Origin of the sequence: Mesoplasma chauliocola (assembly GCF_002290085.1) — a bacterium.
GTDB lineage: Bacteria > Bacillota_I > Bacilli_A > Mycoplasmatales > Mycoplasmataceae > Mesoplasma > Mesoplasma chauliocola.
Genome location: NZ_CP023173.1, coordinates 440350 through 464260, shown reverse-complemented (window position 1 = coordinate 464260; position 23911 = coordinate 440350). Strand labels below are relative to the sequence as shown.

At 24.6% G+C, this 23911-nt stretch carries 21 protein-coding genes; 19 read left to right on the top strand and 2 right to left on the bottom strand.

Annotated elements, in window-relative coordinates; genetic code table 4:
• Nucleotides 1-25: 25 nt before the first annotated feature.
• From rbfA to CK556_RS02035, 3 genes are all read left to right on the top strand, one after another.
• Nucleotides 26-376 (top strand): 30S ribosome-binding factor RbfA, encoded by a 351-nt coding sequence (gene rbfA / locus CK556_RS02045; RefSeq protein ID WP_027875392.1) that lies wholly within the window; start codon nt 26-28, stop codon nt 374-376.
• 46 nt (nt 377-422) lie between these two features.
• Nucleotides 423-917, top strand: a complete 495-nt coding sequence (locus CK556_RS02040) for a hypothetical protein (RefSeq protein ID WP_027875391.1) — start codon at nt 423-425, stop codon at nt 915-917.
• Nucleotides 918-1026: 109 nt separating this feature from the next.
• On the top strand, nt 1027-2925 hold the full coding sequence (locus CK556_RS02035) for a ComEC/Rec2 family competence protein (RefSeq protein ID WP_157738871.1): 1899 nt from the start codon (nt 1027-1029) through the stop codon (nt 2923-2925).
• Between the two features lie 44 nt (nt 2926-2969).
• On the opposite strand, the gene rpsT is transcribed toward CK556_RS02035, so the two are convergent.
• Entirely contained in the window at nt 2970-3215 is a 246-nt protein-coding gene (gene rpsT / locus CK556_RS02030; RefSeq protein ID WP_027875389.1) for a 30S ribosomal protein S20, read from the bottom strand.
• A gap of 142 nt (nt 3216-3357) precedes the next feature.
• On the opposite strand from rpsT, the gene holA reads away from it, so the two are divergent.
• The 9 genes from holA to CK556_RS01985 all read left to right on the top strand — a co-directional run bounded on the left by holA (nt 3358) and on the right by CK556_RS01985 (nt 12227).
• Nucleotides 3358-4320, top strand: a complete 963-nt coding sequence (gene holA / locus CK556_RS02025) for a DNA polymerase III subunit delta (protein ID WP_027875388.1) — start codon at nt 3358-3360, stop codon at nt 4318-4320.
• Nucleotides 4310-5758: a hypothetical protein gene (locus CK556_RS02020; RefSeq protein WP_027875387.1), complete on the top strand. Its 1449-nt coding sequence runs from the start codon at nt 4310-4312 to the stop codon at nt 5756-5758. The genes holA and CK556_RS02020 overlap by 11 nt, the downstream gene beginning before the upstream one ends.
• A gap of 88 nt (nt 5759-5846) precedes the next feature.
• Entirely contained in the window at nt 5847-7094 is a 1248-nt protein-coding gene (gene hisS / locus CK556_RS02015) for a histidine--tRNA ligase (protein ID WP_027875386.1), read from the top strand.
• 3 nt (nt 7095-7097) lie between these two features.
• A complete protein-coding gene (aspS, locus tag CK556_RS02010) occupies nt 7098-8831 on the top strand; it encodes an aspartate--tRNA ligase (RefSeq protein ID WP_027875385.1) in 1734 nt (577 codons plus the stop codon).
• A 103-nt stretch (nt 8832-8934) separates the two neighbouring features.
• Nucleotides 8935-9189 carry a TIGR04561 family membrane protein gene (locus CK556_RS02005; RefSeq protein ID WP_027875384.1) on the top strand — a complete coding sequence of 85 codons (255 nt, stop codon included), beginning with the start codon at nt 8935-8937 and terminating at the stop codon, nt 9187-9189.
• The gene (locus CK556_RS02000) at nt 9182-10063 is read left to right on the top strand and encodes an MSC_0882 family membrane protein (protein ID WP_051412741.1); all 882 of its coding nucleotides are present in this window, start codon (nt 9182-9184) and stop codon (nt 10061-10063) included. Before CK556_RS02005 ends, CK556_RS02000 begins: the two co-directional genes overlap by 8 nt.
• A 114-nt stretch (nt 10064-10177) precedes the next feature.
• Complete coding sequence (gene rpsU / locus CK556_RS01995; protein ID WP_011183260.1) at nt 10178-10342, top strand: 30S ribosomal protein S21; 165 nt, start codon at nt 10178-10180, stop codon at nt 10340-10342.
• A 134-nt stretch (nt 10343-10476) separates the two neighbouring features.
• Entirely contained in the window at nt 10477-11085 is a 609-nt protein-coding gene (locus CK556_RS01990) for a short chain dehydrogenase (RefSeq protein WP_027875383.1), read from the top strand.
• A 260-nt stretch (nt 11086-11345) separates the two neighbouring features.
• Nucleotides 11346-12227 (top strand): ETX/MTX2 family pore-forming toxin, encoded by an 882-nt coding sequence (locus CK556_RS01985; RefSeq protein ID WP_027875382.1) that lies wholly within the window; start codon nt 11346-11348, stop codon nt 12225-12227.
• 62 nt (nt 12228-12289) lie between these two features.
• On the opposite strand, the gene CK556_RS01980 is transcribed toward CK556_RS01985, so the two are convergent.
• Nucleotides 12290-13000: a hypothetical protein gene (locus CK556_RS01980; RefSeq protein ID WP_027875381.1), complete on the bottom strand. Its 711-nt coding sequence runs from the start codon at nt 12998-13000 to the stop codon at nt 12290-12292.
• Nucleotides 13001-13076: 76 nt separating this feature from the next.
• Here CK556_RS01980 and CK556_RS01975 point away from each other — a divergent pair, with 76 nt between their 5' ends.
• The 7 genes from CK556_RS01975 (at nt 13077) to CK556_RS01945 (ending at nt 23907) form a co-directional block, all read left to right on the top strand.
• Nucleotides 13077-13742, top strand: coding sequence for a hypothetical protein (locus CK556_RS01975; protein WP_027875380.1), 666 nt, complete (start codon nt 13077-13079; stop codon nt 13740-13742).
• Nucleotide 13743: 1 nt separating this feature from the next.
• On the top strand, nt 13744-14352 hold the full coding sequence (locus CK556_RS01970) for a hypothetical protein (protein ID WP_027875379.1): 609 nt from the start codon (nt 13744-13746) through the stop codon (nt 14350-14352).
• Nucleotide 14353: 1 nt separating this feature from the next.
• The gene (locus CK556_RS01965; protein WP_027875378.1) at nt 14354-14890 is read left to right on the top strand and encodes a hypothetical protein; all 537 of its coding nucleotides are present in this window, start codon (nt 14354-14356) and stop codon (nt 14888-14890) included.
• 9 nt (nt 14891-14899) lie between these two features.
• Entirely contained in the window at nt 14900-15496 is a 597-nt protein-coding gene (gene yihA / locus CK556_RS01960) for a ribosome biogenesis GTP-binding protein YihA/YsxC (protein WP_027875377.1), read from the top strand.
• A complete protein-coding gene (locus tag CK556_RS01955; RefSeq protein ID WP_027875376.1) occupies nt 15489-18410 on the top strand; it encodes a cation-translocating P-type ATPase in 2922 nt (973 codons plus the stop codon). The genes yihA and CK556_RS01955 overlap by 8 nt, the downstream gene beginning before the upstream one ends.
• Before the next feature lie 245 nt (nt 18411-18655).
• A complete protein-coding gene (locus CK556_RS01950; protein ID WP_027875375.1) occupies nt 18656-21277 on the top strand; it encodes a valine--tRNA ligase in 2622 nt (873 codons plus the stop codon).
• An 89-nt stretch (nt 21278-21366) separates the two neighbouring features.
• Nucleotides 21367-23907, top strand: a complete 2541-nt coding sequence (locus CK556_RS01945; protein WP_027875374.1) for a hypothetical protein — start codon at nt 21367-21369, stop codon at nt 23905-23907.
• Nucleotides 23908-23911: the final 4 nt, after the last annotated feature.

Genomic DNA, 23911 nt, shown 5'->3' with positions numbered 1-23911 from the left:
ACAATATAGAACTCGAGGTGGATTTATGGCAAATCACAAAATTAAAGGTAGAAAAGAAGCTACTATTTTAAGAGAGCTTACAATTATTATTGAAAGAGAAATGAAAAATGATATATTAAAAGCTCTTTCAATTGCTGAAGTAAGATTAACAAATGATGGCGAAGTTGCTAAGATTTATTGATCATTCTTACCATTAAATAAAGATATTACAAAAGAATTAATTGAAGAGGAATTAGAACAAAATAAAAAAGCTATTCGTATGAAATTAGCTCATAAGTTAAGTACAAGAACAGTTCCAGATTTAGCTTTTGAATATGATACTAGTTTAGAGAATGCTAATAGAATTGAAGAAATTTTAAATAAAGTTAATAAATAGTAAAATCTACTTCGGTAGATTTTTTTGTTTTTCTTTAATAATAAGCATGAAGAAAAATAAGTATATATTTGCATCTTTACTAATTTTAGTGCTTGTTTTTATAACAAGCGTTTTTGGAGTTTTTGATTTGACAAAAAAAGAAGAGTTTAACTTTGAATTAAGATATGAATTTAAAACTAATATAAGTAATTTTTCTTATCCTAAAAAACTTCCTAAAAATAAATATAAAAATTATTGAATTGAATTTGAAAAAAGAAACAGTAATTTAAGTTGATTTGATTCAATAAACATAGATTTAAGATTTGATAAGATTTTTTTAGATATTAAAGATAAACATGTTGTAAAAATTGATCAAAAAAGTTTAGTGAAAAAAGATTTACAAATTTTTAATTTAAACAGTATTGAATTAAATGAATTGTATTTAATTTTGAAACAAAACAGATCTTCATTTCAAATAGAAATGGAGGTTAAAAAATTCTGTGAATCAATTAATGACAAATTTTTATTTCAAAAAGGAATTTCTAAATTTATTTTATTTTAAGCCTTTAGTTTATTTTTATTACTTATTGTCTATAGCATTTATATACTATTTTATTTATTCTAATAATTTTTTATGAATTATTATAAGCGTACTTTTATTAACTCTATTTTTGTTTACAAAAAAAGAATATAAAAAGTCTTATACTATTTTATGATTTATATTTTTTATACTTGTTTATATAAATAATGCTTATTGAACAAGTGAAAAAATTGAGCTTGGCTCAAATGTTGAGCAATTAGCTAAAGTTATTAAAATAAAGCAAAACTATATTATTTTAAAAATAAATCATACTAAATTTTATATTCAATCAGTAAATAATCAATTAGTTGAAGGACAAAAAGTTTTAATTAAAGGTGAAATTCAAAAGTTTATTTTTCATTCAAATTATTATCAGTTTAATTTTAAAGAATTTTTAAGTAAAGACTTTATAAATTATCAAATAAAAGTTACAAATATGGAAGTCGTAGATAACAAAAATTTAAGAGTATTCTTATTTAATATTTTTAATCTAAATCAAAAGCATGAGCTATTTAAACTATTTTTTCTAAATAAATTTAACTCGGATGATTTACTTGTACAAGGCTTAAATGATATAAGTTTAAAATATTTAATTAATTTTAATTTCATTAATATTTTTTTATTGATAAAATACGCAAATAAAAAAAGAAAAGTTAAAAAATTTAATAGAATTCTATTCATTCTTATTTTGTTATTTTGAAGTTATCTTACTGTTTGACCTTTATTAATAACAAGAATAGTTATAAAAGAGTTTTTGACATTGTTTAAGAAAACTTTGGGTAATAAAAGCACAATAAATTTAGTGACAATTTTAATTATGATGAGTCTATTTCAAAATTTTGTTTTTAATACTGCATTTTGATATATTAATTTAATAATTTTAATAAATTCATTTATTGATTGAAAAGTAAAAAAACATTGATCAAAAACTTTAGGCTTATTTATATTTTTAAATTTATTAAATATTTATTTTAATTATCAATTAAATCTAACTTCATTTATACATGCTTTTATATTATCCCCTATTATTTTTATATACTATCTTTTAATCCCTTTAATAGCTATAGTAAAAAAAGACTATCTTAATATGCTTTATGATGTATTACTATTAATAATTATGATTCTTAAAAAGATAAGCATAATTATTAATGTAGGTAAACAAAACATATTTTTTCTAATTTTTGGATTGTTAATGCACATTTCCATAATTAATGCAAATTTTAAATTAGTTTATAAATTAAATTTTATTACTTTATTTATAACTGCATATTTTATTTCATGAATTTTGAAGCCTTCTGATTACATGACAATGCTTAATGTTGGAAATGCTAATAGCTTTGTTTATCATAATAAATGAAATAACCTAACTATATTATTTGATGTTGGTGTTGGTAAAGGCAGAAGCACTGATTTAGTAAAAGATTTTTTAATTTATAATGGTATAAATAAAATTGATTTAATATTTATATCTCATAATCATGAAGATCACTACAATAATTTATTTAGTATCAAAGAAAATTTCAAAGTTAATCAAATTTTTTATAACAATTCGTTTAATGAACTGATTCAAATTAAAAATATTACAATAAATGTTTTTTTAAATCCTTTTGCAAATTCAGAAAATAATAAAAGTCTAGTATTATTAGTTGACATTGGTACCACAAGGACATTATTTATGGGAGATGCCGAAAAAGAAACAGAGAACTATTTGTTAAGTAGAGTAGATTTTTTGTATTTAATAAATTTAAAAAAAGTAAATATTTTACAAGTTGGTCATCATGGGAGCAAAACAAGTTCAAACTTTGCTTTTCTTAAATTAATAAATCCTGATATAGCTTTAATAAGCGGAGAAAATGAGGGAGGAAATAAAAGATTTCCACATCAGCAGACTTTAGATAATTTAAGCATGCTTAATATTAAATACTATGTAACAAATGGAGTAAATAATTATTTTGTACTTTTAAAAAACTTAAAAATTATAAAAAAATAAGACAACAATTAGTTGTCTTACATTATTTTCATAATAGTTGAGAATTACGCTTGCATTAAACGTGATTTTTCTCTTGCAGCTTTATTAGGTTTTAAGATACCTTTTTTAACACCTTTATCAACTAAACTTACTGCGTGGTTAATTAAATCTTTTGTATTAGTATCTTCTGATTTTTTAGCAGCTAAAGCTTTTTTAATAGCAGTCTTAATTTCTGATTTAATGGCTTTGTTTGCAGCTCTTGATTTTTCATTAGTTAAAACACGTTTTTTCTGTGATTTAATATTTGGCATAATTTCAACTCCTTTATATATATAATTTTTTTAGTACAATTTAGATTATAGCAAATAAGTAAATAAAATTAAACATTTTTATTCTTTAATCAATTTTATATGTACAATAAGATAAAATAATAATAACAAAGTGGAGGGTATTATGTATTTCATTTATTCAGAAGATTATTTCTTACTAACTAAAACAATTAATAAATTAGTTAAAGGTTTTATTAGCGAGAAACAATATGAAGTAGAAAATTATTCATTAATCTATAATGATATATCTGATATTTATACTTCACTTACTACTTATTCATTATTTGACGAATCTAAAATACTTATAATTTCAGATGCCTGGTTTGCAACAGAAGAAAAAATTAGCTTACATAGAAATTATACAGAAGAAGCATTGTATAAAATATTACAAAGCAAAACAGATAATATAGTAATTTTTACTTTAAATAATGATAAATTATCAAAAAGACTAAAAATTGTTAAATATTTAGAAGAAAATTTAGAAATTACTCAAGTTAAACCTATGCAAGAAATTGAGATTATTAATTATATAAAAGCATTTTTTCAAAAAAATAATAAATCAATTAGTGATCAAGATGCTAGATTTATAAGCGAATCAATTCCAAAAGATATGCAAACATTAACAAATGAAATTAATAAGTTATCTCATTTAGAAAAAGAAATTATAAGTTTTGAAGATATTACTGTTAACTTAACAAAATATATAGAAAATGATATTTTCGAATTGGCAAATCTTTTTGTTAACAATAAAACTAAAGATTTTTTAACACTTTACAAAGATTATTTATTATTAAATGATGATATTTCTAAATTAATTGCTTTGCTTAGCTCAACTGTTGTATTTTTTAGAGATGTTAACATTTTAAAAAAACAGGGTTTAAAAAGTGATCAAATTGTTTCAATAACTAAGGCACACCCCTATAGGGTTAAGATAGCACTTGGAAATAAATTAAAAATAAATCAATTAAATGATAAAATTAAATTACTATATAATATTCAACAAGGTCTATTAAATTCGACTATGGATAAAGAAAATATAGTTGAATATAAATTTATCAAAAATATGGAGGAAAAATATGGAAATTAAAAAAGTGTATTTAAGTATCTCACATTTACTTTTTAATGTAATAAAGTCAGATAAGTTGAAATATTACCTTAGAAAAGATGAAGTTTTTAGAAAACATTTTATTAAGCTTATTGATTTATTATTGCTTTTAGAAAGCGATTCATATAAATGTAGATATAATCGTAAAAAGATAGGTGCTGAATTTGCAAAAGCATATGTAAAAATAACAAAAGTTTCAAATAGATTTGAAACTCCTGAATTGGATCTAACAGCTGATGATTTTTATGGAGAATATGCAGGGGTTGTTGCATTTATAAGTAAAGAATATAAGGTTACTAAAAAAACTTTAACTAATGAAGAGGAACAATTCACAATTGAGCAAATTGAAGAATATGGAAAATTATCTTCTGCGTTTGTTGTAAAAATGGATGAAAAATTAGCTGAAGAGGCAAAAGAAATGGCTGAAAAAGAAGCAAAAGAAAAAGCTGAACAAGAAAAATCTAACCAACAACAATCAACTAAAACAAATGCTTCACAAAATAGCCAACAAAATTTTAACCAACAAAATTTTAGTCAACAAACTTTTAACCAACAAAATTTCTTTAACGGAAATATGGGAAATATGCCTCAAAATATTTTTGTGCATCCTAAATTTTATCCATTTAAAACAAAACCTAAATATATGCCATTACTTAAAAAAATATTTACAGTTCTTCTTTTAATAACAATAATCTTTTATGTAGCCCTATTAATTTACGTTGGTACTGTAAGAGTAGATTTAAACAGAAATGATCAATCAATGCTTAATAATTTATTTCCTAATCAAGATTGAAGCAAATTTGGAAGTTTCTGATTAATACAATCAAATATTAGCAGGGAAGTTGCAGTTCCTACATCAACCGATATTTTTGCTCAAGCAACAACAAATGTAGGTCAAATTATTTTTGGAGTCTTTTATTTAATATGATTTGGTTATATAGGTTATACATTTTGAAAAAAACAAGATGCTTCAAGGTTAAAATATAGAGTAAGCGGATTTACACTTTTAATTGTTGCTATATTTGTTATATTTATTATTTTTAATTCTGTTGGCTCAATCTCAAGTGACTCAATAATGAAAAAATGAGATGCTTACAAGTATTTATCTATTAGAGAAAAAGACGCCCCTGAACGACCAACACAAGCGATAAACGAATTTTCAGCATTTATAGCAGCACTTCAAACAACTTATAAGTCTCAAATTAATGTAATTGTAACATTGTCAATTTGTTCATTAGTAACTTCTTTAGTAACAATAATGGCATCAATTTTTATGTTTATTGTTAATCCTAAAAAAGATGCTCAAAAAGTTATGAAAGCAAGAGCTGAACAAGCAAATGCAACTATGGCAGCAATGCAAGGTCAAAGTTATACAATAGATCCTTCATTATTTGATGATGAAATTGAAGAATTAAAATAAAATGATAGTTTTCTATCATTTTTTTCTTTTTTATAAAATTAGAGAATATTAGATGATGATATAATATTAAAAGCAAAAGGAGATTTTTATGATTCAAAAGCCTAGAGGAACACAAGATTTATTTTTAAATAGCGCAGCTGAATGAAATGCTGTTGAAGAAAAGTTTAGAAAGGTTCTAAATTTATTTAACTATGGAGAAATAATAACTCCAATGTTTGAATCAAAAGAATTATTTGTTCGTGGTGTTGGTGATACAAGTGATATTGTTAGCAAGGAAATGTATGAGTTCACAGATAAAAAAGGAAGAGAATTTGTTTTAAGACCAGAAGGAACAGCTCCAACAGTTAGAGCACTAATTGAAAATAAATTGTACATTCCAGAAAATCTACCTTACAAAACATTTTATATTGGACCTATTTTTAGATATGAAAGACCTCAAGCAGGAAGATATAGACAATTTAATCAATTAGGTGTTGAAACATTTGGGTTGGATTCACTAAACCATGATATCGAATTAATTTCTCTAGGAGATAGTTTTTTAAAAGAGCTTAATATTGAAAAAGACATAATAGTTCAAATAAATTACTTAGTAACTGGTGAAGAAAGAAAAAAATACGAAGAACAATTAAAAAAATACATTTTGAGCATCAAAAATATATGTGATGATTGTCAAAAAAGATTTAAAAAAAATGTTTTAAGAATTTTAGATTGCAAAATTGATTCAAGCAAAGTTAAAAATGGTCCTAAAATGTTTGAATTTGCAACTGAAAATAATAAGGAAAGATTAAATGAAACATTTAGACAGTTAAAAGAAATGGGTCTAAAAGTTGAAATTGATTTTAATTTAGTTAGAGGTCTTGATTACTATACAGGTTTAGTTTTTGAATTTAAAAACATTAAAACTAATCAAGCAATTATTGCTGGAGGTTCATACAATAATTTAGTTGAAGAGCTTGGAGGACCATCAATTCCAGCAAGTGGATTTGCTATTGGTCTTGAAAGAATCATGTTAATTTTGAATGAACAAAAAATAAAAGTAGTAGAAGAAAAAGAAATAGAACTATTTATTATCCCACTATCTGAACAAGCACAAAAATTAACCAATAAATTAATGCTAGAAGCAAGAAGAAAAAATTTGAAAATAGATACAAATTGAAATATTAAAAATTTAAAAAATGGATTTAAATCAGCAGAAAAAGCTAAGGCAAAAAATATATTAGTAATAGGAGATAACTCAATTGCTAATAATCAATATTCAATTAAGCCACAATTAACTGGTGAACCAGTTGAATTGAAATACAATCAAATAATTAGCTATTTAAAAGGAGAAAAGTAATATATGAAAAGAACACATAATTGTGGTGAATTGAAATTATCAAATGTTAATCAAGAAGTTATTTTACAAGGTTGAATTAAAAAAATACGTAAAATGGGACAAATAGCTTTCATTGATTTAAGAGACTTTTATGGAATAACTCAAATTGTTGTTAGCGAAAATAAACAAGAATTAATTGCTAATTTAAAGCCAGAATATGTTGTGGCAATTAAAGGTAAAGTAATTGAACGTAAATCAAAGAATTTAGAAATTTCAACTGGTGAAATTGAAATTGATGTTATTGATTTAGAATTAGTAAATAAAAGTGAACTAACTCCTTTTGTTATTGAAAATGAAGTTGAAGTATCAGAAGAAACAAGAATGTCATATAGATATTTAGATTTAAGAAGACAAAAAATTCAAGAAAATATCGTTCTTAGAGCTAAAGTTAATAGTATTATTAGAAGAGAATTTGAAGCAGATAGTTTTATCGAAGTTGAAACACCTTATTTTGGTAAATCAACACCAGAAGGTGCAAGAGATTTCTTGGTTCCATCAAGACTTAATAAAAATGCTTTTTATGCTTTACCTCAATCACCGCAATTATACAAGCAGTTATTAATGATTAGTGGATTTGATAAATATTATCAAATAGTAAGATGTTTTAGGGACGAAGACTTAAGAAATGATCGCCAACCTGAATTTACTCAATTAGATATGGAAATGTCATTTGCATCAGCATTTGAAGTTCAAGATCAAATTGAAAAAGTTATTAAGAAAATCTTTTTAGAAGTTAAAGGAATTGATTTTAAAGAAAAATTAATCAAAATGCCTTTTAAAGAAGCAATTGATTTATATGGTAGTGATAAACCAGACATTAGATTTGATTTAAAATTAAATTCATTAAATGATATTTTTGCAAATACACAAATTAAATTGTTTGAAGGTTTTAAAGAGAATAATTTATCAATAAGAGGTATTTGTGTTGAAGAATTATTAAGTAAAAAACAATTAGAAATATTGACTGAAACAGCAAAACAAAAAAACTTTAATAATTTAGCTTTTGCTAAATATGAAAGTGGAACATGAAGTGGATCAATAGCTTCATCTCTATCTGATAGTGAAAAAGAAAAATTAATTGAAAAATTTAATATTAAAGATAAAGCAACTATTTTATTAAATGTAGGAAAATATGAGAAAATTTCTGATATGTTAGGTTCAGTTAGAAATAAAGTTGCTGAAATTTTAAACTTAACTGACCCAAATGATTACAAACTATTATGAATCATTGATTTCCCATTATATGAATGAAGTGAAGAAGAAAACAGATATGTTGCTGCACATAATCCCTTTACAATGCCAAATATTAAATCAATTGAGGATTTTGAGACAAATAAAGAAAATGCAATAGCAGATTCTTATGATTTAGTTTTAAACGGTTTTGAGTTAGGTAGTGGGGGAGTTCGTATTACTGATTCTGAAATTCAACAAAGAATGTTTGAAGCTGTTGGATTAGACGATAAAACAATTGAACAAAATTTTGGTTGATTTATTAATGCTTATAAATATGGCGCTCCAAGACATGCAGGTTTTGCATTTGGTATAGACAGAGTTATTATGTTGTTAACTCATTCAGAATCAATTAGAGATGTTATTGCATTTCCTAAAAACTCAAAAGGAATTGATATGATGAATGATGCACCAAGTTTTGTTGAAGATAAACAACTTAATGAATTAAATATTAAAACTATTAAATAAAACTAAACACTAATGTTTAGTTTTTTTATAGAAACCTAATGGATAAGTAATTAAATATTAAAACTAAAACAAAAATGATAAAATATTTTAAAGGAGATTTATTATGAGAGGAATTTTTGAATTAAAAAATGCTTTAAATATCTTTGGAGCAGATATACCATTTGTCTTTATTTTTATTTTCTTTGCTTCATTATTACTAGTCTCTTTTTTAATATATTTAACAAAATTTGTTATTACTAAAACAAAAATTGATAAAAGTACTAATAATTTAGAATTAGAAAAAATAAAAATTGATGAAGAAATAAATTCGATAGTTAAAGAAACCAAGATTAGAGAAAGGAAAAAAATAAATGAATAGTGAAATTATGAATGGAATAAATGCTGAACAAAATCCGTCTCACCAAAATCAAATAAACAATCCTAATTATGTTAATAGCAATTCAATAGGTTTAGGAGAAAAAAAATATACTGAAATTATCCCTGAATTTTCAAAACAAGAACTTAACGCAGTTGTTGTTAATAAGCGAATTGCAAAAGAAATTAAAATGGAAAAATACAAAATTGCTTTCTTAATGTTTGTATCTATTCTATGCATCTCAGTGTCAACATTTTTTATAGTTTTAAATTATGTAAAATTGGAAGATGGATCAAATTTTTTAAAAATTGATGATTCATTAGTTCCATCAGCTGCTATTATGATAACAATTTTAATTTTTAGTTCAATTTGTTTTATTAAAGCAGCAATTGACTTAAACCATATTTTAATTGATGTTAAAAGATATAAATCTGATATCTTAATGGGTAGAGAAAGAATTCCGTTTTTCATTATAAAGAGTTACAAAAAAATTATTAAAAAACACATTTACTTAAATTGAGCTTGTTTTGGAATTTACTTATATGGAGGCTTAACAACATTAATATTATTTTTAGTTAATAAATCTAACAAGGTTCATTTAGATTCAGAAATTATGATTTTCATTATTGTTTTGAGTATAACTGCAGTAATGCAAATATTTACATTAATATTCAATTATTCAAGAAAAGGTAATATTGACTCATTCTACGGATATGAAATAGTTACACTTGATCAACAAATTGCTTTAAAAAAAGCAGCAAATAAATTTTGTATGGTTATATTTTTTACAATATTAGCTATAGTATTATTTGTTGTATTTATACCTTACTTTATAGTAAGAAAAAAATCAAATAAGAAACTTTGATGATTTTTATAGATAATAAAAAAACTTTTAAATAATATTCAATTAATTAATTTTTAATAAATCTATTGTAATTTATAGTAATAATAAGTTAAAATATTAATAGTTTATTGAATTGGAGTTGAAAAAATGGCAAGTATTATAGTACACGAGGGAGAATCAATCGAAAAAGCTCTTAAACGTTTCCAAAAAGTAGCATCATCAAATAAAGCTGAAGCTAGAAAACGTGAGTATCACCTAAGTAAAAAAGAAAAAAGAATTTACAAACAAAAACAAAACCGTAAATATAAATAATAATAGGCAAATAATTATTTGCTAAAAAGATGCAAATGCATCTTTTTTTTATACTTTTAAACAATTATGAAAATTATAAATAAAGTATGATAACTGAAGTATTATAATTAAAATAAATCAAAGGAGATTTTATAATGAAAGTATTAGTTTTAGGTGGTCATGGGACATTAGGTTCAGCCGTAGTAAAAGAATTAAAAGAAAGCAGTCGAAATTATGAAATAATTACAGCCGGGAGAAAAACTGGGGATGTTCAAGTAGATATGTCTTCAGAAAAAAGCATAAGAAACATGTTTAAACAAATAGGCAAAGTAGATCATATAGTAAGCGCAGCTGGTTCAGCTGCAGTTAAAGAACTTGAGAATATTACACAAGAAGACATTATGTTTTCAGTCAACAATAAATTGGTGGGACAAGTTAATATAGTTTTAATTGGTAGTGAATATGTTAAAGAAAAAGGAAGTATAACTTTAGTAGCAGGAATTATTAAAGATAAATTTATTAAACAAGGAACAATGCTTGCATCAACTAACGGAGCAGTTGCAGCGTTTGCTAAAGCAGCAGCCTTGGATATAAAGCAAAACATTAGAATAAATTGCGTTAGCCCTTCTGTATTTAATGAGTCAATGGAAGAATATGGTGAGTATTTTAAAGGAATTAAACCTGTTCCGGTAAAAAATGCAGCAAAAGCTTTTGTAGATTTAATTGAGAGTGATAAATCTGGAGAAGAAGTTAAAGTTTACTAATAAAATAGCATTTACTTTTAAACGCTGTTTTTTTTTTTTTTTGCATTTTATTTAATAAGTACTATAATGAAATTAAGGATAGAAAGTTTTAGGGTGGGTGGGTCGGTTACAAAAATAATAGTTGCTTTTCTTTTAAAACAACTAGGGAATAAAAATTCATTTCACATATATTTTTCAAAATTTATAAATGTTTATTAAAACTTAGTATTATGTTTATATTTTTTGAAAAAATATTTTGCAAAAGAAAAGAGATGATATAAATGAAATTTTTATTATCAATATTAGGAAGTTTGAACGTTTTTTCTATATCAACAGCCTCATTAATAACTACTAGTGCAAATAATGAGACAAATATAAATATAAAAGAAGGTGAAACTTTTACAAATATAAATGATTATTTAAAAACTATTTTACTTGAATATTTTTATACACAATATAAAAACTTAGTTGATGATGATACTTTTCCTGTTTGCAATGTTGATTCTTTTGAAATACTTAATCCAACTTTTTTTAATAGTCCAGAAATGACAGAGACTAGTACAAAACATGGAGAAAAAAAATTAATACATCAAGAAATAGATAAATTAACAAATAGCACTTCAGAAAAACAAACAATGCAATCTGCTTCTTTTTCTAAAACATACACTGATTTAGTTTCTTATAGTGTTACAAAATCAGTAGGTTTAGAGTTATCAGCACCGATAAAATTTTTAAATACAAAATTAAGTTTTAGCCTATCATCAACTAGCACAACAACTGAATCAACAGAAACAATATTAACAGCACCTTCACAGTCAGTAAATGTAGAATCTAAAAAAACAGATGACGTAATTTATAACATTTATGAACAAGATAATTATTATAATGAACTTATAAAAGGAGAATTAAATCCAAATACAGTTGTTAGAGCAAAATTTACAAATAGTATGTCTGTTTGATCAAATGATTACCGTGTTTATGGAATTGAAGACTCTATTGGTCAAATTATGTCGGTTTTAGAATCTATTGGCCAAGCTCCAAGCAAAGATAACGTTATTTATAAAGATGGTGATAAAATCTTTATTCAGACAACAGCCGAAATTGAAACTAATGCAAATCAATTAGAAGTTGAAATAAAACCTGAATCTATTAAAAATAGTTAAAATAATTTAAAGTTACGAAAAAAGAACAACTAATGAGATAAAACTCAATGTTGTTCTTTTTACTATCTTAAATTAATAATAAAACCATTATAAATATAAATAAAAGCTTCAATAAAATTAGATTGTAAGTATGCTAAATACATTATATTTAAAAATTGCTTTTCAGTTATCTCAGTTCTTTTAAGTAAGTTAGATGTATATTTAACAATTGTATTAATAATTACTCTTGAGTCAAATAAAATACCTTCATAAATAACTTCATTTTCAAAAACTCCTTTAATAACATCTTTTATTATTTCGTTACCACCAAAGTTTGCAATTACTTCTCTTTTAAATTTATTTCATTTTTCAAATAAAACATCGTTTGCAAATGCAACTGCATCATTTTTATTTAACTTTGTTAAATCTGGATCTACTTTTTCACTATAAAAAGAAGCTATTGTACTTAATGCTCATACATAACCATTTAATTGCATGTAATTAATTATTGATTTATCAAATTTCTTAAATGCATGCCTTTCACTCACTATTGTTTTTAGTTTAGGTGTATAAAAATTTAAGTAGTTATTGATACCTCTAATAAATTCATTAAATGACACATCATTGATATTATCAAAACTTATGTAATCATTTGGTTGCAAACCAAAATTTGAAATAAATCTTTTGCATTTTACCAGTTTTTTATTTATTGGTTTGTCCCACCAAGAATTAAGTTCTTCTAAATGATTTATTTCTGTTAAATTTAATTCTTTCAGCTTAAATATTTGAATCATCATAACTCCTTTATTTCTTAATCTTTTTATATTATAAGGTATAATTAATAATATTATACTTTAAAGGAGATAACATATGAAAAATGAAATTGAAATTGATTTTTTAGAACCAGGTTTAGCAATCATAATTTCAAGTTTGGAAAATGTTGAAGAAGCATTAAAAAATAATAAAGAATTAACAAAAACATTAGATAAATTAAATGAAGTTGAGGAAGTTGAAGATTTATTCGAAATATTAAATACATTTAAATCATTTGAAGTTGAATTAGAAAACCAAATCAGAGCTTTAAAGCATAAAGATGAATTTGAATTAATTTGTAACTTACAAATAGCAAGTTCAATGGCTGACTTTTTAAAACCTGATAACTTTTTATTTAAGTTTACAGATTCAATTGAAGATGGTGCTGAAAAATCATTAGTTACTCAAGAAAATATATTAGAAATTTATAAGGAAGAAATTATTAATAAAATTAATATAATTTATTCTGAATCAGTTTTAAAATTTAAAAATATTTTTAGTGATGAAGTTGAATTTACGAAAGTATTAAAAATTGCATCAGAAGAAAACAACTTGAATGACTTAAGAGAAGCAAGCAAAATTTTAATAAATATTTTAAAAATTGAAAAAACAGTTAATGATGATAATAAATATGAATTACTTAAAGAATTAAATGCATCTGAATGTTTAATAAATTTAGTTGATATTTGAAATCAATACGAAATGGATTTTGAAGAAGAATAAAATGGAATCAAAATTTATTATAGCTATATGTATAATAGCATTATATGTAGTTATTTTACTTATTGTTGGTCTTATGTCATACCTATATTCAATTAAACATAAACCTTATAAAACAGTTAATGATGACTATAGAAATGAAATCAAAGAATTTGAAAAGTTCAAAGATGAACTTTTGAATAATCTTAAACCTATAAAAACAAAATTCGAGTTATCAGATGATGAAAAAATTCTTTTTATTGATGAATTAAATATTTCATTTAATGAAAATGTAAATAAAAGGAACTCTAAAAAGGAATTTGATGATGAATATGATCAGTTCTACAAAACACTAAAGAAAAATTATTCGCTTTTTAAGTTTAAAGGAAAAGATAATGAATATGAAAAAGCATTAGTTTATTTAAGCAACAAAAGAATAGTTTTTGATGTAAATAGTCAATATAAAATTGTGAAAATAGAGAATATTTTGATTAACGAAAGTTTAGTTATAACTTTAGAAAAAGAATTCTACAAAGGTGTTTACTTAAAAACAAGGTCTGAAGAAATAAAAATATTGACTGATGATTTAAAGTTTAATGCCATAATTTCAAGGTTTAGAACGGAGAATTATTAAAATGAAAGTAATTATATTTCCATTGATAGTTTCATTTATATTAATTATTTATTCTACTTTTATATTTATTAAAGATTTATTAAAAATAAATAAAATAATTAAACTTATTAAGCAAGAAAACAAATATTTTAAGAATGTTAAATTATTTTGAATGATTATTTGCTATTTAATAATTTTAAGTATTATATCTTTATTATTCTTTGCTTTAACAATTTTTTATTTTATTAATCAGAGTGATAACTTAATGGTATTTCAAACAATAGTAGATGTTATTTATATGCTATTACTGCTGATTTGAATAACTTATATTCAAAAAAAAATAAAGTCAGTTTATTTAGTTGTTAAAAATAGCAAACTACTTATTTGAGATAAAGTCTTTGATTTTAAAGAAATAATAAGTATTAAAAATGATAGTAAAAGAAAAAATATCATTTTTAAAGTTCAAGAAGAAGCAGGATATGAATTTGTTAAAGTTACATATCATTGAGAACTAAAAGACTTCTTAAAAAATTTAGATTTAAAAACAGAATTTATTTAGGAGGTAATTATGTTTAAACAAAGTGTATTTATTAAATCTGCAGCAAACAAATCAGGATGAATAGATGATCAAATTCCTGAGGTTTGTTTTGTTGGTAGAAGTAATGTTGGTAAGTCAAGTTTTATAAACACTTTAGCAAATAACAAAAAATTAGCTAAAGTCGCAAATACACCAGGTAAGACAAGGCTTTTAAACTTCTTTGATATAAATAATAGTAGTTTTAGACTTGTTGATGCACCTGGTTATGGATATGCAAGAATTTCAAACGATATGAAAATAGAGTTTGGAATTATGATGGAAGAATATTTAACAACAAGACCAAATTTAAAGGTTGTTTGTATGTTAGTTGATTTAAGACATAAACCAACAAATGATGATATTCAAATGTATGATTTTTTAAAAGCAAATGAGATTCCAGTTTTAATGGTTGGAACAAAATTAGATAAACTTAAAAAAAATGAATATGTTAAAAATGAAAAATTGATAAAAGAAACTTTACATTTTAATTCTAGCGATATATTTGTAAAAGTTTCAAATTTAGATAAACTTAATATAAAAGAAAGCTATGAAGCTTTAATTAGATTATTAGAGGTAGAAAATGGATAGTTGAGAGAGTAGTAAGATTAAAGAAATTGAAGAAAAGTTGAATACAGACATAAAAACTGGTTTAGACGAGCAAGAGGCTGCAAAAAGGCTTTTAGAAAATGGAAAAAATGAATTACCTACAGGAAAAGTTACTCCATGATGAGTTACATTCTTGCATGCTTTTGTAGAACCATTACAACTAATATTAATGTTTGCTGCTGTTATATCAATAGTTGCACCTGTTATTTCAAGACCAGGTCAACCATTAGGAATGCATGATTTCATCGATTTTATTGTTATTATGATGATTGTTGTAGTTGATGCAATATTAGAAACAGTTCAAACAGTTAAAGCAAGAAAAAGTGTTGATGCACTTAAATCATTGTCTAAACCAAAAGCAGTTGTGCTTAGAAATCATAATCAAAAAGAAATCGATGCAGCTGATTTAGTTGTAGGTGATATTGTTATTCTTGAAGCCGGAAAATATGTTCCTGCCGAATTGAGAATAGTTCAGTCAGCGGATTTTATGATTGATGAATCAATTTTAACTGGTGAGTCAGTTCCTGTTGAAAAAACACATAAAGCAATAGCTGAAACTAAAATTTTAGCCGAAAAAACAAATATAGCGTTTATGTCAACATTTACAACAGCTGGTAGAGCAGTTGGTATTGTAATCAGAACAGGATTAGACACTGAAATTGGTAAAATTTCACAAGCTATTGAAAAAAATGAAGAGAGTCAAACTCCATTAGAGAAAAAAATAAGCAAATTTGGTTATGTTATTAGCTGTGTTGCAGCAGTTATTGGAGTTTTGGTATTTTTATTATTATCATTAGTTGGTGGTTTTGAAGCATGGGCAAGTTATCTAATGGTAGCTATAACCTTAGCAATCGGTATTATTCCGGAGTCTTTAGCAGCTGTTATTTCAATTACTTTAAGTTTCTCAACAAAAAGAATGGCTAAAAACAATGTTATTGTTAAAAAATTAGCTAGTGTTGAAACATTAGGATCAGTTAATGTGATATGTACTGATAAAACAGGAACACTTACTCAAAATAAGATGACTGTTAAAAAAGTTATAGAAAATAATAAAATTGTTGATGCTGCTGAGTTTGTTAATACTCAGCTAACTAAACAAAAAGAACTTTTATTAAAAGCTTTAGTTTTACCAAACGATAGTATTACTGAAGGAAGCGAAAGAATTGGTGATCCAACAGAACTAGCATTGGTTGACTATGCTGAATTAATGGGTGTTGATGAATTAATTTATCGTAAAAAGTTTGAAAGGATTGACGAAATACCTTTTGATAGTGAAAGAAAGTTAATGAGTACTTTAAATTCAGTTGATAGTAAAAAAATAGCTTTTACAAAAGGTGCAATCGACCAATTGTTAAGTATTTGTGATCATATTATGATTGAAGACAAGGTTATTAAATTAACTGAGAGTCATAAAAACGAAATTATGAAAGCAAGTATTAACTTAAGTGATGATGCTTTAAGGGTTTTGGCATTTGCTTATAAAGAAGTAAAAAATAATAAATTAGAAGAAAATGGTTTAACATTTGTTGGTGCAGTAGCTATGATCGATCCAGTTAGAAAAGAAGCTGTTCAAGCAATTGAAGAAGCTCATGCTGCTGGTATTGAAGTATGCATGATTACAGGTGACCATGCAATTACAGCACTTGCTATAGCAAGAGACTTGGGACTTGCATATGAAGCAAATCAAGTTATTTCTTCAGATAAATTAGACACTATGTCTGATGAAGAATTAAATGATGTTATTGATAATATTAGAGTATTTGCTCGTGTTAATCCAGAGCACAAAGTTAAAATTGTTTCTACATTACAAAACAAAGGTTATATTGTTTCTATGACTGGAGATGGAGTTAATGATGCACCAAGTTTAAGTAAAGCTGATATTGGTGTTGCTATGGGTATTACAGGAACTGATGTTGCTAAACAAGCAAGTGATGTTATATTAACTGATGATAACTTTGCAACTATTATGATTGGAGTTAATGAAGGAAGAAACGTTTATCAAAAAATTAAACGCGCAATTACACTTTTAATGGGATTTAACTTGGCAAACGTTTTATCAATTTTGATTATTTCATTAATATTTAAAATTTCTCCATTAGAGGCAACAAATATTTTATATATAAACTTAATTGTTGAATCATGTTTAGCAATTGCAATTGGAATGGGTCCATTAGATAATACTTTAATGAAACTCAAACCACAGGTTGGTAAAAATGGATTATTAAAAGGTTTAATTTTACCAATAATAAAGATTGGAGTTTTATCAGCATTATGTTCTGTTGGTTCATTCTTTATAGGGATGATAGCAACAGATGTTGCTGCTTGAAATGAAATATTTAAAACAACTGAAAAATATAGTTCTATAAACACTGAAAACATAAATAGTTGATTAGATCAAATTTATGCAATTATGAATAGTAAATTAAGTGGAATAGAAAGAATTGATTTATTAGATGAATATATTGCATTTGGTAGAACATCAATGTTTATAACAATTGTTATGTCTCCGTTATTTTTTGCTCATTTAATTAAACTTTCAAATTGAAAATCTTCAATTAAAGTAAAACTATTGATTTCAAAACCTTTAGTTTATGCGTCATTAATTGCATTTGTGTTGTCATTAGGAGTTATTTTAATTCCTGGTTTAAACGATAATGTTTTAGGTTTAGTAGGATATGGAAAAAGTGCAACCGCTCATTGAACAAACAATAACATTTGAGTTATATTCACTGCATTTTCTATAGCAATAGTACCTTTCTTATTAATTATTTTAATTGATGGAATAATATTTTATTCATATCATTTATCAATCGCTAACTGACAAAAAAATCAGAAAATGTTAGCTGAAATGATTAATCAAGATACTAAAGAACAAAATAAAAAACGTAAAAGATAATGTTTTGCATTATCTTTTTTTAATTCAGTTTATAAGGATTTAAATAAGTCTTTTTTTATATGGAATTTGTATTTTATATCTTAGTTTAGAAATAATAAAAAAATGCTAATAAAACTGCCTATAAAAGATTTAGATACAGGAAAACAAAGTAAAAATGCTGTAACACTTAAAAAGTTAGCGATTTTTACTTTTTGTTAAACATTAAATATTATAAAATTAATATATTGAAATGGAGATATACAATAATGAAAAAAGAATTAGAAGCAAAATATAATTATCAACTTGTTGAAGATAATAGATATGATTGATGAGTTAAAAATAATTATTTTAAGGCTAATCCAGATTCTAAAAAACCAAAATTTTCAATTGTTTTACCTCCACCAAATGTTACAGGTAAATTACATATTGGTCATGCCTGAGATGGTAGTTTGCAAGATGCTATTATTAGATTTAAAAAATTAAATGGTTTTGATGTTTTATATTTACCAGGAATGGATCATGCTGGAATTAGTACTCAAGTTAAAGTTGAAGCAAAATTAAGAGAACAAGGAATTAGCAGATTTGAACTTGGTCGTGAAAAGTTTTTAGAACATGCTTGAAAATGAAAACATGAATATGCTGCAATAATCAGACAACAATGAGCAAAGTTGGGTTTAGGATTTGATTATAGTGTTGAAAAATTTACTTTAGATGAAGATATTAATAAAATTGTTACTGAAATCTTTGTTGATTTTTATAAAAAAGGTTTGATTTACAAAGGTAAAAGAATTGTTAACTGAGATCCTATGCAAAAAACAGCAATTTCAAATGTTGAAGTTATTTATAAAGAAGTTGAAGGATTTATGTATCATTTTAAATATATTCTTGAAGGTTCAAATGACTATTTAAGTGTAGCTACAACAAGACCTGAAACTATGTTTGCTGATCAATGTTTAGTTGTTAATCCAGAAGATGAAAGATATAAACAATTTGTGGGTAAAAAAGTTATTAATCCCGTTAATAATAAATTAATTCCTATAATTGCAGATAGTTATGTTGAATTAGACTTTGGAACTGGTGTTATGAAATGTACACCAGCTCATGATTTAAATGATTTTGAAATTGGTGTTCGTCATAATTTAGATAAACCAATTTGTATGAACGAAGATGGAACTATTAATGAAATGGGTGGAAATGAATATCAAGGTCTTGATAGATTTGAAGCTAGAAACAAAATAATTGAAAATTTAACAAAAAACAATACATTTATTAAAGCAGAATCTATGATTCATCAGGTTGGTTTCAGTGAAAGAAGCAATGCTATTGTTGAACCATATTTAAGTGATCAATGATTTGTAAAAATGGATAGTTTTGCTGATATGATCTTAAAATTACAAGAAAGTGATGAGCAAATTAAATTCTACCCAGAACGCTTTAATGGTGTTTTAAGAAAATGAATGGAAAACATTCATGATTGAACTATTTCAAGACAACTATGATGAGGTCATAGAATTCCAGCTTGATATCACAAAGATGATAAAACTAAGATTTTTGTTGGTATGCAAGCCCCTGAAGATGTTGAAAACTGAATTCAAGATGAAGATGTTTTAGATACATGATTTTCATCTGGTTTATGACCTTTCGCTACTTTAATGCGTGAAGAAGGATTTGAATCTAAATACTTTAAAGAATATTTACCAAATGGTGTATTAGTTACAGGTCACGATATTATTTTTTCTTGAGTTTCAAGAATGATTTTCCAAACAATTGAGTATACAGGCAAGATACCTTTCAAAGATGTTTTAATTCATGGTTTGGTTAGAGATGAAAATGGAACTAAAATGAGTAAATCATTAGGCAATGGGATTGATCCAATGGATGTCATAGCACAAAATGGTTCTGACTCATTAAGATTTTCATTATTAACTAATTCAACTCCAGGTCAAGATATTAGATATAGTGATACAAAAGTTAAATCGGCATGAAATTTTATAAATAAATTATGAAATGCATCAAGATATGTATTAATGAATTTAGATGAAGATTTTAAACCTTGAACAGAGGAAGAAATTCTTAAATCAGACAATTTAAATGAAACAGACAAATGAGTATTAACAGAATTTAGCAAGGTTTCAAAACAAGTTAATTATTTAATTGATAAATACGAGTTTGCAATAGCTGGAAAAATGCTTTATGACTTTGTTTGAAATACTTATTGTAGTTGATATATTGAATTTGCAAAAGTAAATTTAAACAATCAAGAAACAAAACAAGCAACGCAACAAAGCATTGTATATTTATTAAAAAATATTTTAATCATGTTACATCCTTATTTACCATTTGTTACAGAGCATATTTACAAAACTTTAAATTTAAAAGAATCAATTCTTGAAGAAAGTTGATTTGCTAAAGAATTTAAATTCGAAACTGATTATATTAACATTGTTATTGAATTAATTAATTCAATAAGAGAATTTAGAGCATCAAATAATATAAAAAATAACGTTGCTTTAAATTGAAGTGTGTCAAAAGGCAATTTAGAAGTAGTTAAAGAATATATAAATGATATAAACAGATTTTTAAATGAATTTGTTAATGCAAATTTAGTTTTAAAAAATAATATTGATTCTGAAACAACAAGTTTACCTGTCTTGGATTTTTTTATCGAAATAGCTAATGCAGATTTTATTGATAAAGAAAAAATGCTTGAAGAATTGGCAAATAAGAAAAGTGAACTTGAAAATGAAATTTTAAGATCAGAAAGAATGTTAAATAATGCAAATTTTGTTTCTAAAGCTGCACCAGCAAAAATAGCTGAAGAGCGTGAGAAATATGAATTATACAAGCAACAATTACAACTAATAGTGGATAAACTAAATAAAATGTAGAAAATTAGGGGTTTCTCTAATTTTTTTATTATTATAAAATAAATAAACCGTTATTAAATCAAGTATAATTTATATAAAAAGGAGATAGTATGAGAAACGTTTCACTAGATTTAATAAATAAAATAAATAATTATATATTGATTCAAAAGTTTTCAGCTGATGCAACATTAGCAATTCTAAATAAAGATATTTCAGTTTATGAACAGCAAATAAGAGAGCACATTAAAAAATATACTCTTTACTTAATCTGATTAGATGATAATAAAAAGGATTTAAATCAAGCATGAGAAAAATATGTTGCTAGAGTTGAAGTTCTAGATGCTAAAAATAATGTTAAAGTTGTTAATGAACAAAAAACAAAAGCTTTAATTCAAGATTTAAATGATCCTTATAGCTTAATTAATAAACAAAAACAAAAGCAAAAAAGATTAAGTACATTATCTGAAAAATTATGAAAACAACAAAATGATAAACCTGAACAAAAACAAATAGCTTTTGAAGAAGTTGTTTTAAATGACGGAGAAGTTTTAATTACAAACATTGTAAGTGAAACAATTGATAATGAATTAACTAGTGAAACAATCGAAGACTTAACTGCAGAAGATACAGTTCAAACAGCTCTTGAAGTATATGAGCAAGAAGCAACTGATTTAATTGATTCAGTAAATAAAACAATTACAGATAACTTTAATAAAATTGATGACTTAGCTTTTGATGATGAAATAATAGATTTAACTTCTACATTCGAAGAATTAAAAACAAGTGAAACTCAAACTAACTCAGAAAGAACAATCGAAGAAATTATTTCAACAACATTTCAACAAGAAAAAGCAAATATTATTCAAAACGATTTAAACCTTTATGAAGAATTAGAAGAATCTATTCATGAACAAATTGAAAACGAAGATTTAATATTTGAAAATTATGATGATCTAGCTAATGATGAAAAAACAATAGGAATTTTTGAAGAAGAAAATGATAATTATTCAACTATGGATATTATTGAAGAAATTGAAGACATTGAAGAGTTGATTTTGATTGATGAAACAAATATTACTACTCATGATGATACATTTGTAAATTCTCTTGATTTAGATGAAACAAAAAATGATTCAATACAAACAGCTGATTATGATGAATTGCAAGGTGATGCTCTTTCATTTGAAGAGCCTAATAAAGAAATTAGATTTAATTCAGAAGAAGATAAAGTTCATTTCTTGCATGAAAAAGACTATATCAAAGAGGGAATTGGTAATAAGTTTGATATTGATAGAACACAATTATTTAAAACTGAAATTAATGAATTAGTTGACGAACCAACAGGTATTAGAACAGAAGACTATGCTGAGTTAGAAGAAGATAGTATTAATATCTTTGATGAAGCAAATATTACTACTCATGATGATACATTTGTAAATTCTCTTGATTTAGATGAAACAAAAAATGATTCAATACAAACAGCTGATTATGATGAATTGCAAGGTGATGCTCTTTCATTTGAAGAGCCTAATAAAGAAATTAGATTTAATTCAGAAGAAGATAAAGTTCATTTCTTGCATGAAAAAGACTATATCAAAGAGGGAATTGGTAATAAGTTTGATATTGATAGAACACAATTATTTAAAACTGAAATTAATGAATTAGTTGACGAACCAACAGGTATTAGAACAGAAGACTATGCTGAGTTAGAAGAATTAACAAATGATAGTCTATTCGGTGAAGAAACTGATTTATTTGATAGTTTTGATGCTAATGATGAGAGTTTTGAAGAATCAAGTAATGAATACGATGAAATTCAAGAAGAATCAATCAACAAAACAATTCTTGAAACACCGATTAAAATAATTAATAATGAATCAAATGACAAAATTTTATTTGGTCATATCGATGAAGAGTTTGATAGTGAAATTCAAAAAGAGCTAACACAAATCAATGAAACAATTAGTAATCTTGAAAGTTATACACAAAAACATAATGAAGAAGAACTAATATTTAATGAAGAAGAAAGAACTTTATTTGAATTTGAAGCAGAAGAATTTGAAATTGATGAGACAATGTTTGAAAATGTTACACTTTCATCAGGTTTAGATGAAGAACAGGCTAGTACTATAGATGCTTTAAAATTCTTGAATGAAGTCGAAGACAAATATAATAATTTATTAGTTGAAGATTTATCTCAAGAAATCTTAGAAGATGCAAAAGAAGATTCTACAATTGATGCTTTAAACTTTTTAAATGGAGTTGAAGACAAATATAACAATTTATTATCATCTGATCTATCTCAAGAAATCTTAGAAGATGCAAAAGAAGATTCTACAATTGATGCTTTAAGATTTTTAGATAGTGTAGAAGACAAATACTCTAATCTTTTAGGTAATTTGAGTGATGATGAGTTGGAAACGATTGATAATTTAAATTGACAATCAAATGAAGAACTATATGAAATAGAAACAATAAGATTAGACCACATTGCTAAAGTTGGAGAAGTTATAGATTATAACAATCGTGAATTTATGGTTGTTGGGATGAGTGAAAAAACAAATAATCTTGGGGAAATTGTTGAAACAATTTTAATAAGTGAAAATGGTGACATTGATAATTCAATTGAATTAATAGTAGAAATAGAATAAAAAA